Annotated in this window: 14 protein-coding genes; 8 read left to right on the top strand and 6 right to left on the bottom strand. The window is 71.3% G+C overall.

All coding sequences use genetic code 11. From position 1 onward, the window contains the following. Nucleotides 1-45 precede the first annotated feature (45 nt). Nucleotides 46-2274 (bottom strand): transglycosylase domain-containing protein, encoded by a 2229-nt coding sequence (locus ABZ172_RS08600; protein ID WP_356881583.1) that lies wholly within the window; start codon nt 2272-2274, stop codon nt 46-48. Between the two features lie 221 nt (nt 2275-2495). On the opposite strand from ABZ172_RS08600, the gene ABZ172_RS08595 reads away from it, so the two are divergent. The 5 genes from ABZ172_RS08595 (at nt 2496) to ABZ172_RS08575 (ending at nt 7407) form a co-directional block, all read left to right on the top strand. Next, complete coding sequence (locus ABZ172_RS08595; RefSeq protein ID WP_356881581.1) at nt 2496-3467, top strand: SPFH domain-containing protein; 972 nt, start codon at nt 2496-2498, stop codon at nt 3465-3467. Further along, entirely contained in the window at nt 3464-3766 is a 303-nt protein-coding gene (locus ABZ172_RS08590) for a hypothetical protein (RefSeq protein ID WP_356881579.1), read from the top strand. Before ABZ172_RS08595 ends, ABZ172_RS08590 begins: the two co-directional genes overlap by 4 nt. Nucleotides 3767-3866: 100 nt before the next feature. Further along, nucleotides 3867-4391 (top strand): PadR family transcriptional regulator, encoded by a 525-nt coding sequence (locus ABZ172_RS08585; RefSeq protein ID WP_356881577.1) that lies wholly within the window; start codon nt 3867-3869, stop codon nt 4389-4391. Continuing rightward, nucleotides 4388-5074: an ABC transporter ATP-binding protein gene (locus ABZ172_RS08580; RefSeq protein ID WP_356881575.1), complete on the top strand. Its 687-nt coding sequence runs from the start codon at nt 4388-4390 to the stop codon at nt 5072-5074. The genes ABZ172_RS08585 and ABZ172_RS08580 overlap by 4 nt, the downstream gene beginning before the upstream one ends. Then, the gene (locus tag ABZ172_RS08575; RefSeq protein ID WP_356881573.1) at nt 5071-7407 is read left to right on the top strand and encodes an FtsX-like permease family protein; all 2337 of its coding nucleotides are present in this window, start codon (nt 5071-5073) and stop codon (nt 7405-7407) included. The genes ABZ172_RS08580 and ABZ172_RS08575 overlap by 4 nt, the downstream gene beginning before the upstream one ends. A gap of 32 nt (nt 7408-7439) precedes the next feature. Here ABZ172_RS08575 and ABZ172_RS08570 read toward each other — a convergent pair whose 3' ends face one another. Beyond that, a complete protein-coding gene (locus tag ABZ172_RS08570; protein ID WP_356881571.1) occupies nt 7440-8399 on the bottom strand; it encodes a LysR substrate-binding domain-containing protein in 960 nt (319 codons plus the stop codon). Nucleotides 8400-8531: 132 nt separating this feature from the next. Between ABZ172_RS08570 and ABZ172_RS08565 the strand changes: the two genes are divergently transcribed. Continuing rightward, entirely contained in the window at nt 8532-9086 is a 555-nt protein-coding gene (locus tag ABZ172_RS08565) for a peroxiredoxin (protein WP_103759525.1), read from the top strand. A 10-nt stretch (nt 9087-9096) separates the two neighbouring features. Further along, the gene (locus ABZ172_RS08560) at nt 9097-9633 is read left to right on the top strand and encodes an alkyl hydroperoxide reductase (RefSeq protein ID WP_356881568.1); all 537 of its coding nucleotides are present in this window, start codon (nt 9097-9099) and stop codon (nt 9631-9633) included. A gap of 89 nt (nt 9634-9722) precedes the next feature. Here ABZ172_RS08560 and ABZ172_RS08555 read toward each other — a convergent pair whose 3' ends face one another. The 4 genes from ABZ172_RS08555 to ABZ172_RS08540 all read right to left on the bottom strand — a co-directional run bounded on the left by ABZ172_RS08555 (nt 9723) and on the right by ABZ172_RS08540 (nt 14802). Continuing rightward, nucleotides 9723-11129, bottom strand: coding sequence for an AI-2E family transporter (locus ABZ172_RS08555; RefSeq protein ID WP_356881565.1), 1407 nt, complete (start codon nt 11127-11129; stop codon nt 9723-9725). A gap of 150 nt (nt 11130-11279) precedes the next feature. Then, nucleotides 11280-11990: a lytic transglycosylase domain-containing protein gene (locus tag ABZ172_RS08550; protein ID WP_356881563.1), complete on the bottom strand. Its 711-nt coding sequence runs from the start codon at nt 11988-11990 to the stop codon at nt 11280-11282. 390 nt (nt 11991-12380) lie between these two features. Beyond that, nucleotides 12381-13703: a PhoH family protein gene (locus ABZ172_RS08545; RefSeq protein ID WP_356881561.1), complete on the bottom strand. Its 1323-nt coding sequence runs from the start codon at nt 13701-13703 to the stop codon at nt 12381-12383. Between the two features lie 337 nt (nt 13704-14040). Continuing rightward, nucleotides 14041-14802, bottom strand: coding sequence for an isoprenyl transferase (locus tag ABZ172_RS08540; protein WP_356881559.1), 762 nt, complete (start codon nt 14800-14802; stop codon nt 14041-14043). A gap of 208 nt (nt 14803-15010) precedes the next feature. On the opposite strand from ABZ172_RS08540, the gene mgrA reads away from it, so the two are divergent. Then, entirely contained in the window at nt 15011-16048 is a 1038-nt protein-coding gene (gene mgrA, locus ABZ172_RS08535; RefSeq protein ID WP_356881557.1) for an L-glyceraldehyde 3-phosphate reductase, read from the top strand. The last annotated feature ends 684 nt before the right edge of the window (nt 16049-16732 follow it).

Here is a 16732-nt window from a genome sequence, read left to right as displayed (position 1 = left end):
GCCGGCACCCGCCCCTCGTCGCTGTCGTCGCCGCGGCCGTCGCCGTTACGGGACCGGCGGGCCGTCGGCGGCTCCCGGCCGCTCGCCCGGCGGCTGGGCCCCGTCGGTGGGGTCCTTGGTGGTGCTGGGGGTCCCGCTCGGCGTGGCGGTGGGTGTTCCGCTCGGGGTGCCGGACGGGGTCGGCGTCTCGCTGGGCGTCGCGGACGGGGTCTCGGACGGGGTGGGCGTCTCGCTGGGTGTCGCGGACGGGGTCCTCGACGGGGTGGGCGTCGCGCTGGGCGTCGGGGGCGCGGCCGTCTCACCGCGTTCGATCCCCTGGAGGTCGAAGGCGGCGTTGGGGCCCGCGCCGAGTGCGTCCCGGGTGTAGTCGGCCCAGATCTTCGCCGGGAACCCGCCGCCGTTGGCCCGGCCGGAGTTGGCCGTGCCGGTGAGGCTGACCTGTCCGCCGCCCTCCTCGGGCGATTCGCCGTAGAGCGCGACCACCGTGGAGAGCTCCGGGGTGTAGGCGGCGAACCAGGCCGCCTTGTTGTTCTCTGAGGTGCCGGTCTTGCCCGCGGCGTCGTAGGCGGAGGTGTCGGCCTCGTGTCCGGAGCCGATGTCGACGACCTCGGTCAGCGACTTCGTCACGGTGTCGGCGGAGGACCGGCTGATCACCTGGCCGCCCACCCCGTCGACGGGCTCCATCGTGCGGTCGCGGTGCTCGGCGGACTTCACGATGGTCGGGGTGACCTTCTTGCCGTGGTGGTCGAGGGTGGCGTACACCCCAGCCATGTCCCAGGTCGAGGCGTTCATGGTGCCGAGCGTGATCGCGGGCCGCTCGGGGAAGTTCTTGTCCGGTACGCCCATGCCGAGCGCGGTCTTCTTGACGGCGGCCGGGGTCACGTCGACGACCATCTGCGCGAAGACGGAGTTGATCGACTTGTCCATGGCCCGCTGGACGGTCGGGTGGTCGTAGCTGATGTCGTCCTCGTTCTGCGGGGCGAACGGGGTGTCGCTGCCGACGACCGGGCGCCTGCTGGTGCCGTCGTAGACGGTGTTCAGACCGATCAGGTCGCCGTTCCGGTCGGTCGACCCGTTCTCCAGCGCGGAGGCGAGCACCAGCGGCTTGAAGGTGGAGGCGGGCTGGTAGTCCTGCCGGGTGGCGTTGTTGTACCAGTGCTCGGTGGCGCCGACACCGCCGTACAGCGCGACGACCCTGCCGGTCTTCGGGTCCACCGACGTGGCACCGGCCTGGACGGTCGCGTCGACCTTGTTGCCCTTGCGGTCGAGGTGGCTCTCCAGCTGGCGGTCGACCGCCTTCTCCAGCTGCTTCTGCCGCTTCTTGTCGATGTTGAGGGTGATGGTCCAGCCGCCGGCGTCGAGCATCTCGTCGGTGACGCCCTGCCGCTTCATCTCGTCGTTCGCGGCCTCGACGAGGTAGCCGGTCTGCCCTTCCATGCCGGGGGCGGCCTTGGGCGCCCTGGGCACGGGGAACGTCATCCGGTCCCGCTCGGCCCGGTCGAGCCAGCCCTCGTCGACCATGTTGTCCAGGGTGTAGGCCCAGCGCGCCTTGACGAGCTTCTTGCCGGTGGGGGTCGCGTTCGCCCAGTCGTACTGGCTGGGGGCCTGGAGCAGGGCCGCGAGGTAGGCGCCCTGGGAGGTGTCGAGGTCCTTGGCGTCGATGCCGTAGTAGGCCTGGGCCGCCGCCTGTATGCCGCTCGCGCCGCGCCCGTAGTACACGGTGTTGAGGTACCCGGCGAGGATGTCGTCCTTCTCCATGCGCTGGTCGACCTTGAGGGAGATCACCAGTTCCTTGAGCTTGCGGGTGACCGTCCGGTCCTGTGTGAGGTAGTAGTTCTTCACGTACTGCTGGGTGATCGTGGATCCGCCCTGCTTGCCCTTGCCGGAGACCGTGTTGAACAGGCCGCGCACGGTGCCCTTGAGGTCGACGCCCCGGTCCCGGTAGAAGGACTTGTTCTCGGCGGCGACGAAAGCGTGCCGGACGCTTCCGGGGACGACGCCGAGGTCGACTATCTCCCGGTTGACCTCGGAGTTGCTCCGGGCCAGGAGTGTGCCGTCGCTGTACCGGTAGACGTTGCTCTGCTTCTCGGCCTGGGCGTTGGCCGCCGGCACGTCGACGTACAGGTAGAGCGCCGCGAGGGCCCCCATGCCGAGCAGGCAGAGGCCGAAGAACGTGCCCAGGACCTTCCGCCAGGTGAAGAGCCGGCGCCGTCCGCCGCCCTCGGCCCCGCGGGCGTCCCGCCCCCGGGCTCGCCGCGCATCCGCTCGACCCATCGCCGTGGTGCTCCTGTTCGTCCGCTCGTACCGCTCCGGTCAGACCTGCCAGCTAACACCGGGAGACCGGACAAATGGCAGACGATCCGGTCTTTTCCGGACGTGAGAATCAGCACCCGGTCCTGAAGGAACCGACTCGCGGGGGATGCGCAGGGTTGCGAGACACGATAATGTGAAATCACATTGCTAGCGCGGCGACCAGCCGCCGGAACGGGGGATCCATGTCCGCACCGCACGACCTTCCCGACGTGAACGGCCCCGGCGCCGATCTGACGCCGGACGCTCCCGAGATGCCCGCACCGCAGGTCAGGGAGACGGTCGCCCACTCCATCCCGGGCGGCCTCGGGCTCCTGCTGACCGTCTTCGGGGTGTTCCTCGGCGTGGCCCTGGCCATCGTCGGCGGGGTCCTCGGCTCCGACGGGCACAACGGCGTCGGCGTCCCGCTCGTCATCCTCGGGCTGCTCCTGTCCATCGCCTCGTTCTTCTGCATGAGCGGTGTGAAGATGGTCGCTCCGGGCGAGGCCCGGGTCATCCAGCTCTTCGGCCGCTACGTCGGCACGATCCGGGCGGACGGGCTGCGCTGGATCAACCCGCTGACCTCCAGCCGGAAGATCTCCACCCGGGTCCGCAACCACGAGACGGCGGTCCTGAAGGTCAACGACGCCTACGGCAACCCGATCGAGCTCGCCGCGATCGTCGTCTGGAAGGTCGAGGACACCGCGCAGGCGCTCTTCGAGGTCGACGACTTCCTTGAGTTCGTCGCCACCCAGACCGAGTCGGCCGTCCGGCACATCGCCATCGAGTACCCGTACGACGCCCACGAGGAGGGCGGGCTCTCGCTGCGCGGCAACGCCGAGGAGATCACCGAGAAGCTCGCGGTCGAGCTCACCGCCCGGGTGCAGGCGGCCGGTGTGCGGATCATCGAGTCCCGGTTCAGCCACCTCGCGTACGCCCCCGAGATCGCCTCGGCGATGCTCCAGCGCCAGCAGGCCGGTGCGGTCGTCGCCGCCCGTCAGCAGATCGTCGAGGGCGCGGTCGGCATGGTCGAGATGGCGCTGACCAGGATCGCGGAGCAGGACATCGTCGAGCTCGACTCCGAGCGCAAGGCGGCGATGGTCAGCAACCTGATGGTGGTCCTGTGCGGCGACCGCGCGGCCCAGCCGGTCCTGAACACGGGCTCGCTCTACCAGTGACCGACGACGCGGCCCCTCCCCCCGGCCGGACGCCCCGGCGCGGCTCCGCCCGCAAGCAGATGCTGCTCCGGCTGGATCCCGCGGTGCACGACGCCCTGGCCCGCTGGGCCTCGGACGAACTGCGCAGCGCGAACGCGCAGATCGAGTTCCTGCTGCGACGGGCCCTGGCGGAGGCGGGCCGGCTGCCGGGCGGGGCGGCTCCGATCGCCCGCCGGGGCCGGCCGCCGAAGGCTCCCGCGGAGCCGCCGGAGCAGCCGGGTCCGCCGGAACAGCCGGAGCCTCCAGGGCCGGCGGAGTGAGGTGAGCATGTGGGGGCGGGCCCGGCGGCCCGCCCCCACGGCCGTTCCCGCCCCGAGGCCGTATACACAACAGGTATACACAGCGTGTACAGTGCCGGGCATGTCCATCGGTCACACCCTCCTCGGTCTCCTGGAATCCGGCCCGCGCCACGGCTACGACCTCAAGCGCGCCTTCGACGAGAAGTTCGGCCACGATCGCCCCCTGCACTACGGCCAGGTCTACGCGACCATGTCCCGCCTGCTGAAGAACGGGCTCGTCGAGGTCGACGGCGTCGAGACGGACGGCGGTCCCGAACGCAAGCGCTACGCCATCACCGACGCCGGCGTCACCGACGTCGCCGGCTGGCTCGCCCAGCCCGAGAAGCCGGAGCCCTACCTCCAGTCGACCCTGTACACCAAGGTCGTGCTGGCCCTGCTGACCGGTCGCGACGCCGCCGACCTGCTGGACGCCCAGCGCTCCGAGCACCTGCGGCTGATGCGCATCCTCACCGACCGCAAACGCACCGGCGACCTCGCCGACCAGCTGATCTGCGACCACGCGCTCTTCCACCTCGAAGCCGACCTGCGGTGGCTGGAACTGACGTCCGCCCGGCTGGGCCGGCTCGCCGAGGTGGTCCTCCCGTGATCCCCGCCGGCTCGCTGCTCACCGCCCGTGACCTCCGCAAGACCTACGGCACGACCCCCGCGCTCGACGGCGCCTCCTTCTCCGTCCACCCCGGCGAGGTCGTCGCCGTCATGGGCCCGTCGGGCTCCGGCAAGTCGACCCTGCTGCACTGCCTCGCCGGGATCGTCACCCCCGACGAGGGCAGCGTCACCTACGACGGCCGCGAACTCTCCGCGCTGCCCGACGCCGAACGCAGCGCCCTGCGCCGCGGCGACTTCGGCTTCGTCTTCCAGTTCGGCCAACTGGTCCCCGAGCTGACCTGCGTCGAGAACGTCGCCCTGCCGCTGCGCCTCGACGGCGTCAAGCGGAAGCAGGCCGAACGCACCGCCCTGGAGTGGATGCGGCGCCTGGAGGTCGAGCAGCTCGCCGGCCGGCGGCCCGGGGAGGTGTCCGGCGGCCAGGGCCAGCGGGTGGCGGTCGCCCGCGCCCTCGTCGCCTCGCCCAGGGTCGTCTTCGCCGACGAGCCGACGGGCGCCCTGGACTCCCTCAGCGGCGAGCGCGTCATGGAACTGCTCACCGAGTCCGCGCGTACCGCCGGCACGGCCGTCGTCCTCGTGACCCACGAGGCGCGCGTCGCCGCGTACGCGGACCGCGACATCGTCGTACGCGACGGCCGTTGCCGCGATCTGGACCACGTCGCATGAGCCGGCTGCGCGACCTCGGCCTCGGCATGCGCTTCGCCGCCGCGGGCGGACGGGAGGGCTGGGTACGGACCGCGCTCACCGCGATCGGGGTGGGTCTGGGGGTCGCCCTGCTGCTGGGCGCGGCCTCCGTACCGCACCTGCTCGACGCGCGTTCCTCCCGCGACCGGGACCGCGGGGAGGTGGCGGCCTCGCGCGACACCGAGGTCCCGAAGTCGGCCCGCACGGTCCTGCGGGTGAAGGCGGGGACGGAGTACCGCGGCCGGATCGTCGACGGCTTCCTGATGCGCGCGGAAGGACCGCGCCCGGTCCTGCCGCCCGGGGTCACCGCCTTCCCCGGACCGGGCGAGATGGCGGTCTCCCCCGCCCTCCGTGACCTGCTCGGCTCCGCCGAGGGGGCCCTTCTCGCGGAGCGCCTGCCGTACCGGATCACCTCGACGATCGCCGGCACCGGCCTGCTCTCGCCCCACGAGCTGTATTTCTACGTCGGCAGCGACACGCTGACCCCGGGCACCGGCGCGCACCGGCTGGCCGGATACGGCGACGAGCGCCCGGGTGATCCGCTGCCCTCCGTCCTGGTCGTCCTCGTCATCATGATCTGCGTCGTCCTGCTGGCGCCGGTCGCGACCTTCGTCGCCACCGCCGTGCGGTTCGGCGGGGAGCGGCGCGACCGGAGGCTGGCCGCCCTCCGTCTGGTCGGCGCCGACATCCGGACGACCCGTCGGATCGCGGCGGGCGAGGCACTGTTCGGTTCCCTGCTGGGGCTGCTGGCAGGGCTGGTCTTCTTCCTGGTGGGCCGCGCGTTCATCGGGCACATCGAGCTGTGGAACCACAGCGCGTTCCCGTCCGACCTCACCCCCGCCGCCTGGCAGGCGGCGGTGGTCGCCGCGGTGGTGCCGCTGTCCGCGGTGCTCGTCACCCTGGTCGCCATGCGCGCGGTGACCGTCGAGCCGCTGGGCGTGCTGCGCCACGGAGCCGGCCGCGGACGCCGTCTCTGGTGGCGTCTGCTGGTCCCGGCCGCGGGCCTGGCCGTGCTGGTGACGACGGGCCGGGCCGAGGCGTCCGCACCGGTCGACCCGGCGCGGATCGCGGCCGGGGCCGCCCTCGTCCTGTGCGGACTCGCGCTGCTGCTGCCCTGGCTGCTCACCGCCTGCGTCGGACGGCTGCGCGGCGGCCCGACGCCCTGGCAGCTCGCGGTCCGCCGGCTCCAGCTGGACAGCGGGGCGGCGTCCCGTGCCGTCAGCGGCATCACGGTGGCCGTCGCCGGCGCGGTGGCCCTCCAGATGCTGTTCGCGGCCGTCGGCGACGACTTCGAGACCGTGACCGGGGAGGATCCCTCGCGCGCCCGGTTCCGTACCTACTCGGAGCAGGTCACCGGCGACGCGGCGGCCCGGACGATCGAGGAGTTCCGGGCCACCGAGGGGGTGGAGCGCGTCATCGGCACGGTGGAGGCCTGGGTGACCAGGCCGGGGCCGTACGCGGAGGGCGAGATGCCGCCCAGCACCTCCCTCACCGTCGGCGACTGCGCCACCCTCAGGGAACTCGCCGCGATCGGCTCCTGCGAGGAGGGCGACGCCTTCGTCGTCCACCCCGAGGACGACCGGGAGACGAGCGACTGGGTCGACGAGACCGCGCGCAAGGGCGAGGAGATCGAGGTCAACCTCTCCCCCGACCTCGAACCGCTGGGGAAGTCGGTGCGCTGGACCCTGCCCGCGGACGCGGCCACCGTCACGGCGGGCCGCGACCCGACGGGCGACGAGCACCTGGGGATCATGGCGACGGTCGGCGCCATCGACCCGCGCATCCTGCCGAACGCCCGGACGCTCGCGCACATCGAGGTCGACGAGGACGTCGAGGACGTCGCCGAGTACGTCCGGAACACGGCGGCCAGGATCGATCCGGGGATGGAGATCCGCACCCTGGCCTCCACCGAACGCGACCTCCAGTTCGCCAGCGTGCAGACGGGCCTGCGGTTCGGCGCGGTGGCGACCCTGCTCCTCATCGCCCTCTCGATGCTGGTGTCCCAGCTGGAGCAGCTCCAGGAGCGCCGGCGGCTGCTGTCCGTCCTGGTCGCCTTCGGCACCGGGCGGGCCACACTCGGCTGGTCGGTGTTCTGGCAGACCGCCGTCCCGGTGGCCGTCGGCCTCCTCGTCGCGGTCGCGGGCGGGCTCGGACTCGGCGCCGTCATGACCTGGATGCTGGGCAGGGCGGTGAGCCGGTGGTGGGTGTTCCTCCCGGTGGCGGGCGCGGGCGCGGGCCTCGTCGTGGCCGTGACGCTCCTCTCGCTGCCCCTGCTGTGGCGCCTGATGCGCTCGGACGGGCTGCGTACGGAGTGACACGGGAGGGGTGAGTGCGCCGGGGGGCGCAGTCACCCCTCGCCGGGTATCCGTACCGGCAGCGCCCCCATCACGTCGCGCAGGGCGGCGGCCAGTTCCTCGAACTCCTCGTGCCGGGCCGAACCCGTCCGGACCGCCAGCGCCACCCGGCGCGAGGGAGCGGGATCCGTGAAGTACCCGGTGGACAGGGCCTCGTTGCGCCCCGTCTCCACCTTCACCGCCGTACGCGGCAGCAGGGTCACCCCCAGCCCGCCCGCGACCAGCTGGACCAGGGTGGAGAGCCCGGCCGCGGACGTCGTCACCGGTGCCCCCTCGGTCCGCCCGGCCTCCCGGCAGATGTCCAGCGCCTGGTCGCGCAGGCAGTGCCCCTCGTCGAGCAGCAGCAGCGGCAGGTCCCGGAGCGTCCCGCGCGGCAGCCCGGTGCGGCCGGCGAGGGGGTGGCCCTTCTCCATGACGAGCACGAAGTCCTCGTCGAAGAGCGTGAGTTCCGTGACACCGGGGACCCCGAGCGGGACGGCGAGGAGCAGCAGGTCCAGCCGCCCGGCCGCCAGTCCCTCCAGCAGCGAGGAGGTCTGCTCCTCGTGGACCTGGAGATCGAGGTCCGGGTAGCGCTCGTGGACCAGCCGCAGGACGGCCGGCAGCAGGTACGGGGCGACGGTCGGGATCACCCCGAGCCTGAGGACGCCGGTGAACGGCGCGCGCACCGCCTCGGCCTCCTCCATCAGCTCACCGAGCGCCGCCAGCACCGCCCGGCTCCGCACCGCGAGGCGCTCCCCCGCGGGCGAGAGCAGCACCTTGCGCGTCGTGCGCTCGATGAGCTGGACACCCAGTGCCACCTCCAGCGCGGACACCGCCCCGGAGAGCGCCGGCTGGCTCATCCCGATCGCCGCCGCCGCGTCCCGGAAGTGCAGGTGCTCCGCCACGGCCGCGAAGGCGCGCAGCTGCGAGAGACTGGGCTGCTTGACCCTGTGGGCCTGATGCACATACGCCACTGATAGGCACCTCCGATCATCCCGGCCGAGTGTAGCTATTTCCGTGATCAATGCACTGTGTGCCAAGGTGGGGGCAGTCCAACCCCCAGGAACGCCCTCAAAAAGGGATTTCCTACGCAACAAGGAGTGCGCGTGCTCACTGTCGGTGACAAGTTCCCCGAGTTCGACCTGACCGCTTGCGTGTCGCTGGAGAGCGGCAAGGAGTTCGAGCAGATCAACCACAAGACCTACGAGGGTCAGTGGAAGATCGTCTTCGCGTGGCCGAAGGACTTCACCTTCGTGTGCCCCACCGAGATCGCCGCCTTCGGCAAGCTGAACGAGGAGTTCGCCGACCGTGACGCGCAGGTCCTCGGCTTCTCCGGCGACTCCGAGTTCGTGCACCACGCCTGGCGCAAGGACCACCCGGACCTGACCGACCTGCCCTTCCCGATGCTGGCCGACTCGAAGCACGAGCTCATGCGTGACCTCGGCATCGAGGGCGAGGACGGCTTCGCCCAGCGCGCCGTCTTCATCGTCGACCAGAACAACGAGATCCAGTTCACGATGGTGACCGCCGGCTCCGTGGGCCGTAACCCCAAGGAGGTCCTGCGGGTCCTCGACGCCCTGCAGACCGACGAGCTCTGCCCGTGCAACTGGACCAAGGGCGAGAACACCCTCGACCCGGTCGCCCTCCTCTCCGGCGAGTGAGCTGATACCCATGGCACTCGACGAACTGAAGTCCGCCATACCGGACTTCGCCAAGGACCTGAAGCTGAACCTCGGTTCGGTCATCGGCAACAGCGAGCTTCCCCAGCAGCAGCTCTGGGGCACCGTCCTGGCCTGCGCGATCGCCTCGCGCTCGCCGAAGGTGCTGCGCGAGCTGGAGCCGGAGGCCAAGGCCAACCTCTCCGCCGAGGCGTACACCGCGGCGAAGTCGGCCGCGGCGATCATGGCGATGAACAACGTCTTCTACCGCACCCGGCACCTGCTGTCGGACCCCGAGTACGGAAACCTCCGCGCGGGGCTGCGGATGAACGTCATCGGCAAGCCGGGCGTGGAGAAGGTCGACTTCGAGCTGTGGTCGCTCGCCGTCTCCGCGATCAACGGCTGCGGCCAGTGCCTGGACTCGCACGAGCAGGTGCTGCGCAAGGCCGGCGTCGACCGTGAGACCGTCCAGGAAGCCGTCAAGATCGCTTCGGTGATCCAGGCGGTCGGCGTGACCCTCGACTCCGAGGACGTCCTCGCCGGGCTGTGACCCGCAGTACCGTGATACCGGAAGGGCCCCGTCGACGACCGACCGTCGGCGGGGCCCTTCTTCCTGTCCGCGTCCGGCGCGGCCCGGTCCTACGACCTCGGTACCTCCGGCGACCGGTCCGCCGCCTCGTCGCCGGGGCCGTCCGCGGCTCCTGCCGCGGGGGCGTCCACGGGGACGGGCGGCACCTTCGGCGGCACGGCCGAGAGCGCGGTGGCGCCGTGCGGGCCCGGCCCGTGGAGCGCCTCGGGGTCCTGCCCGTACGAACGCAGGTAGCCGACCACCGTGTTGGTGACCGCGACCAGCGGCACGGCGACGACCGCGCCGCCGATCCCGGCGATCATGCCGCCGGCCGCGACCGACAGCACCACGGCCAGCGGGTGGACGCGCACGGCGCGGCCGAGGATGAAGGGCTGCAGGATGTGGCCCTCGATCTGCTGCACCGCGAGGACCACGATGAGCACCATCAGGGCGGTGAACACGCCCTGGGTGACGAGGGCGACGACCACGGCGAGGGCACCGGAGACGACGGCGCCGACCAGCGGGATGAAGGCGAAGAGGAAGATGAAGACGGCGAGCGGAACGGCCATCGGCACGTCGAGGAAGTAGATCCCGAGCCCGATGAAGATCGCGTCGATCAGGGCGACGATCACCGTGCCCCGCACATAGGCGGTGAGCGTCCGCCAGGCACGCGGCCCGGCGCCCGCGACGCCCGGCCTGGCCTGGGCCGGCACGAGCTTGAGGACCCACTGCCAGATGCGCTTGCCGTCGTACAGCAGGAAGAGCGTCGAGAACATCGCCAGCAGCAGCCCGGTGAGGAACTCGACCATGACGGTGACGCCCTGGAGACCGGCGGAGGTGATCTCCTCGGTGTTGGTGCCGATGGTGTCGCTGAGGTTCTTCGCGATGTCGTTGATCTGCGACTCGGTGACGTGGAACGGGCTGTCCAGGAGCCAGCGCTTCAGCTCGTCGATGCCGTCACGGACCCGGTCGGACAGCGTGTCCAGGTTGTCCATGACCTGCCACACCACGAACCAGCCGACGAGCCCCATGATGACGAAGCCGAGCACGGCGGTCACGGCGGTGGCCAGCCCGCGCGGCAGCCCGTACCGCCGCAGCCGGACGACGGTCGGCTGGAGCAGCGCGGTCACCAGCAGGGCGGCGACGAAGGCCAGGACGACCAGCTGGATGGCGCTGATGACGCGCATCAGCACCCAGAGCATGCCCGCGAGGACGAGCAGGCGCCAGCTGGCCTCGGCCGCGACGCGCATCCCCCAGGGGATCGCCGTCGCGGGTTCGGGCCTGGCGGTGACGGAGGGGGCGTAGGCGGGCGGGCGGGGCACCTTCGGCGCGGCGGCCGCGGTGAGCGTGTCCGACGAGACGCTCTCGGCGTGCTCGTCGGCTCTGCGCTCGCCCTCGGCACGGCGTTGTTCGAGGCGCGCCCCTATGTCGGTGAGTCCGGCTCCCAGCCGACCGAGCCACCCCGGTAGTTTTGACATGAAATTTTTCCTTCCCCCGTTTGCTCCCCGCACGCACCGGGAGAGGTCCGGATCGACCGTACACGCGTGAGGCCCCGCAACACGCGTGATGCCCCGCACCGTGGAACGGTGCGGGGCATCACGGGGTCGGTCGTCGAACCTCGCGGGGTCCTAGTACCAGTGGTTGGCCTGCCAGAAGGACCAGGCCGCGCAGGGGCTGCCGTAGCGATCACTGTTCATGTAGCTGAGGCCCCACTTGATCTGGGTCGCCGGGTTGGTCTGCCAGTCCGCACCCGCCGACGCCATCTTGGAGCCCGGCAGGGCTTGCATGATGCCGTAGGCGCCGGAGGAAGCGTTCGTCGCCTTGTAGTTCCAGCCAGACTCGCGCTCCACGATGTTACTGAAGCACTGAAACTGATCCGCTGGCATCATCTGCCGGGCCATCGCCTGTACTTCGGCCACCGAGTAGGAGCCCTGCGCCGAGAAGGAGGAGGCGTCGCGGACGGAGGACCGGCTCGCGCGCTCGGCCTCCTTCTTCTCCTTGGCCTTGCGCTCCGCCTCCAGCTTGTCCTCGGCCGCCTGCTTCTTCGACTTGGCGTCCTTGGCGGCCTGGATGCGGGCCGTCTCCTCGGCCGACTTCTTCGCCGCCGCGTCGGCCGCGGACGCCTGGGCGTCGGCCTGCTGCGTCAGCGAAGCGGTCTGCACCTGGGCCTGCTGGCCCGCGGGGATGTCTGCGAGCAGCGTGGTGTCGGCTGCGGCCGCCTCGAAGTTGTTGTCGTCGACAGCGGGGGTGCTGCCCGACGCAACGCCTACGACGGCGCCTACGGTGGTGACCGCTGTGGCAGATGCCACGGCGAACCCCCGGACCGAGATCCGGCTCACACGGTGTCCTTCCAGCATCGCCCGCTTAGGTGACCTCGCGGGACGCAATCGTGCCCCTGACACTGGCCTCCCTACTGCTTGGGTCACGGGAGGCACGGGCCCGGTGGGCGACTCCCTTGCGGAAGCGCCGCGTGGTACTCGCGGGCGGCATACGGACGGCGATTGTTGAGTTGTGTGGTGCGTGGGACCTCTGGAGGTACCCGAGTGCCGTATGCGGGGCCTGACGGAAGCAAGACTCTGCCGGAAGGACACGGCGCGTTGCAATTCTGTGTTGCGTGTGAAAGGTCACACCTCGTTTGGCGCACAACTTTTTCGGAAATGACAGCGCAGCACGATGCCGCCCGGCTAAGCTCCTTGGCTCGCCGGGCGGCATCTACGGGACGTTCAGGGTCAGATCTGGCCGTCCTCCAGCATTTCGGTCACCAGGGCGGCGATCTGCGAGCGCTCGGACCGCGTGAGGGTGACGTGGGCGAAGAGCGGATGCCCCTTCAGTTTCTCGACCACGGCGACGACTCCGTCGTACCGGCCGACCCTGAGGTTGTCCCGCTGGGCGACGTCGTGGGTGAGCACCACCCGTGAGTTCGCCCCGATCCGGGACAGCACCGTCAGCAGGACGTTCCGCTCCAGGGACTGCGCCTCGTCCACGATCACGAAGGCGTCGTGCAGCGAACGGCCCCGGATGTGGGTGAGGGGCAGGACCTCCAGCATCCCGCGTCCCAGCACCTCCTCGATGACCTCGCGCCCGGCGACCGCCGAGAGCGTGTCGAAGACGGCCTGCGCCCAGGGGCTCATCTTCTCGGCCTCGCTGCCGGGGAGATAGCCGAGCTCCTGCCCGCCGACCGCGTACAGCGGCCGGAAGACCATCACCTTCTTGTGCTGCCGGCGCTCCAGCACGGCCTCCAGACCCGCACAGAGCGCCAGGGCCGACTTGCCGGTGCCGGCCCGGCCCCCCATGGACACGATGCCGATGTCCGGGTCGAGGAGCAGGTCGAGCGCGATGCGCTGCTCGGCGCTGCGGCCGTGGATCCCGAAGGCCTCCCGGTCGCCGCGCACGAGGCGGACGTTGCCCTCGGCGGTGACCCGGCCGAGCGCCTTGCCGCGCTCGGACTGGAGGACCAGCCCGGTGTGCACGGGGTACTCGGAGGCCTCGGGGATGTAGAGGGTCTCCTCGCCGAACAGCAGATCGACCTGTTCGGCGGCGACGGTCAGTTCCGCCATCCCGGTCCAGCCGGAGTCGGTGACGGCGAGTTCGGCGCGGTACTCCTCCGCGAGGAGGCCGACCGAGGAGGCCTTGATGCGGAGGGGCAGGTCCTTGGAGACGACGGTGACGTCGAACCCCTCGGCCTGCAGGTTGCGTGCGACCGCGAGGATCCGTGAGTCGTTGTCCCCCAACCGGTAGCCGGCGGGCAGCACGCCGGGGTCGGAATGGTTGAGCTCGACACGGAGCGATCCGCCCAGGTCCCCGAGCGGGATCGGGGCGTCCAGCCGGCCGTACCGGACCCGGAAGTCGTCCAGCAGGCGCAGGGCCTGCCGGGCGAAGTACCCGAGCTCCGGATGGTGCCTTTTGGCCTCCAGCTCCGTGACCACGACGACCGGCAGCACCACTTCGTGCTCGTCGAAACGGGTCAGGGCTTTGGGGTCGGCCAGCAGGACGCTGGTGTCGAGAACGTAGGTGCGCCTGTCGGGCATGCGGCGCTTGGTGCTGGTCACCACGGAAGGACGTACCCCCTCGGACGAGGTCGGGGAGTGCGACGGAGGTCGCGGAACTTCCCGAAGGGAGAGGACGGACCGGGTTCGGGCCCCGAGCACGGGCCGAACACCGGCCCTGCGCGTCGGCCGCACGGTGTGCGGTCCTTCGTGTGCAAAGGGCCTCCCGGGCGAGCGGGCTGGGTGCCGCTCACTTGGCTGCGACGTCCGCCCGGTTACTGACCGGACGTCGACCTGAGAGCTGTATTCCCTCGAACACGCGAAGCCATGCCCCGGCCTGCGACGAGGTGCCCCCGGGGGCCGCCGCCGCGACGGGTCCTTCCGGCCGGTGCGCGGCGGGTCCTCAGGCCCCGTAACGCCGGTGGCGCGCCGCGTAGTCGCGCAGCGCGCGCAGGAAGTCGACCTTGCGGAAAGCGGGCCAGAAGACCTCGCAGAAGTAGTACTCCGAATGGGCGCTCTGCCAGAGCATGAAGCCCGACAGCCGCTGCTCGCCGCTGGTGCGGATCACGAGGTCCGGGTCGGGCTGGCCGCGGGTGTAGAGGTGCTCGGAGATCAGGTCCGTGGAGACGACCTCGGCGAGCTCCTCGAAGGTGGTGCCGCGGGAGGAGTGGTCGAGAAGGAGGGAGCGGACCGCGTCGGCGATCTCCTGGCGCCCGCCGTAGCCGACGGCGACGTTGACGATTATCCCGTCGACCCCCGCCGTGACCTCCTCGGCCTCCTTGAGGACGGTCTGGGTCCTGGCCGGCAGGAGGTCGAGCGTGCCGACGTGGTGGACGCGCCAGCGGCCGTCGGACGCCAGCTGGCGGACGGTGTTCTCGATGATGCCGAGCAGCGGGATGAGCTCCGCCTCCGGCCGGTCGAAATTGTCGGTGGACAGCAGCCAGAGGGTGACGACCTCGACCTCGGTCTCGCTGCACCATCCGAGCAGCTCCGAGATCTTGTCCGCTCCGGCCTGGTGCCCTTCCACGGCCGAACCGCCGGAGGCCTTCGCCCATCGCCGGTTGCCGTCGAGGATGACTCCGATGTGCTTGGGCACCTGGTCGTGGTCCAGGCGGCCTCCCACCCGGCGTGCGTAGAGCCCGTACACCAGGTCGCGCAAGTTCACTGAGTCCACCCTCTCGGTTCCGTACGGGCCCGGGGCCCGCCCTCCCCCTCGACGGGGGGTCCGGGGCCGCCCCCCGGGGGATCGCCGTGCGGTCCGCGCACCGCGCTCGCGCGCCGCGGGTCGGCATGTCCCGAAGCCGCCACATTACTGCGGACGGGTCACGGGGGCCCAACCCGGCCTGTCACAACTCCGTGATAAGGAGTGAAACGTGACTGATTCCCTCTCCTATCTCCCCGACGCGTCGCGCTACGACTCCATGAAGTACCGCCGCACCGGCCGCAGCGGGCTCAAGCTGCCCGCCGTCTCGCTCGGCCTCTGGCACAACTTCGGCGACGACCGCGGCCTGGACTCCCAGCGGGCGATCCTGCGCCGCGCCTTCGATCTCGGTGTGACCCACTTCGACCTGGCCAACAACTACGGCCCGCCGCCCGGCTCCGCCGAGCTGAACTTCGGCAAGATCTTCCACCAGGACTTCGCCGCCCACCGGCACGAGATCATCGTCTCGACCAAGGCGGGCTACCGGATGCACCCCGGCCCGTACGGCGAGTGGGGGTCCCGGAAGTACCTGCTGTCCTCGCTCGACGCCTCGCTGCGGCGGACGGGCCTCGACCACGTCGACATCTTCTACTCCCACCGCTTCGATCCGGCCACCCCGCTGGAGGAGACGATGGGCGCCCTCGCCTCGGCCGTCAGCCGGGGCAAGGCGCTGTACGCGGGTGTGTCCTCCTACAACGCCGAGCAGACCGCGGAGGCGGCACGGATCCTGCGGGAGATGGGCGTCCCCGCCCTGATCCACCAGCCGTCCTATTCCATGGTCAACCGCTGGGTGGAGGCCGACGGGCTGCTCGACGCCCTGGAGACGGCCGGGATGGGCTGCATCTCGTTCGCCCCGCTCGCCCAGGGGCTGCTCACCGACAAGTACCTGGCGGGCATTCCCGAGGGTTCCCGCGCCAGCCAGGGGAAGTCCCTGGACCCGGGGCTGCTGTCGGACGAGATGCTGCGCCGGCTGCGCGGGCTGAACGACATCGCCGGGGGGCGCGGGCAGTCCCTCGCCCAGCTGGCGCTCAACTGGGTCCTGCGCGACAGCCGCATGACCTCGGCCCTCATCGGCGCGTCCAGCGTGAGGCAGCTGGAGGAGAACGTGGCCGCGCTCGCCGCCCCCGCGCTGACCGCGGACGAGCTGGCGGAGATCGACACCTTCGCCGTGGACACCGCGAGCACCAATATCTGGGCGAACCGCGGCTGATTCCCGGCCGCACCGGCACCGGATTCCTCGCGCCGGCGGGGTCCCGCACGGGATCTCCGTCTTTCACGCACAGAAAGCGCACATCCGGAACCATGTCCGGGCACAAAAAAACGGGCCGGTCCGTGGGGGGGGGTTACGGACCGGCCCGAGGGGGGGTTTCCACCATAACCCTTCGTAAGTGATGCTGCGTGCCACGGCACCGAATAATTACTCTCCGAATTCATCGGACTGCGCAGAAGGCATATTCCACCTGGATGATCGCGCGGTCCGGGGGCGGATCACGGGGAACGCATTCCGCGCTGCGGGCGCCCCGGATTCCGCTCACGACGCCACGGAATCGCATTCCGAACGGGCGCTTTCCCCGGACGGACACCCGGCGCCCGGGCCGGTCACGCCCCTCCGGGGCGCCCTTTCCGGCCGCCCGACCGCTCACGGCGGGCGGGCCGCCGCGCACACGACCCCCGGGGCGCTCGCCGTCGGCCCAGCCCGCCGCCGGACCCACGCCGGGCTCCGCGCCCCGGGGACGGCCCGCACGGATGTGCGGGCGGCGCGGGGGCCGACCGGGGCCGTGGCGGCGGGGGGGGGGGGGGGGGCGGGGGGGGGGGGGGGGTGGGGGGGGGGGGGGGGGGCGGGGCGGGGGCGGGGCGGCGGGCCCGGCCCGGTGGGGGCGGGCGTGGGGTGGGT

The organism is Streptomyces sp. NPDC006296, from assembly GCF_040613235.1.
In the GTDB taxonomy this organism is placed as follows: domain Bacteria; phylum Actinomycetota; class Actinomycetes; order Streptomycetales; family Streptomycetaceae; genus Streptomyces.
This window is presented reverse-complemented; position numbering and strand designations above follow the sequence as displayed.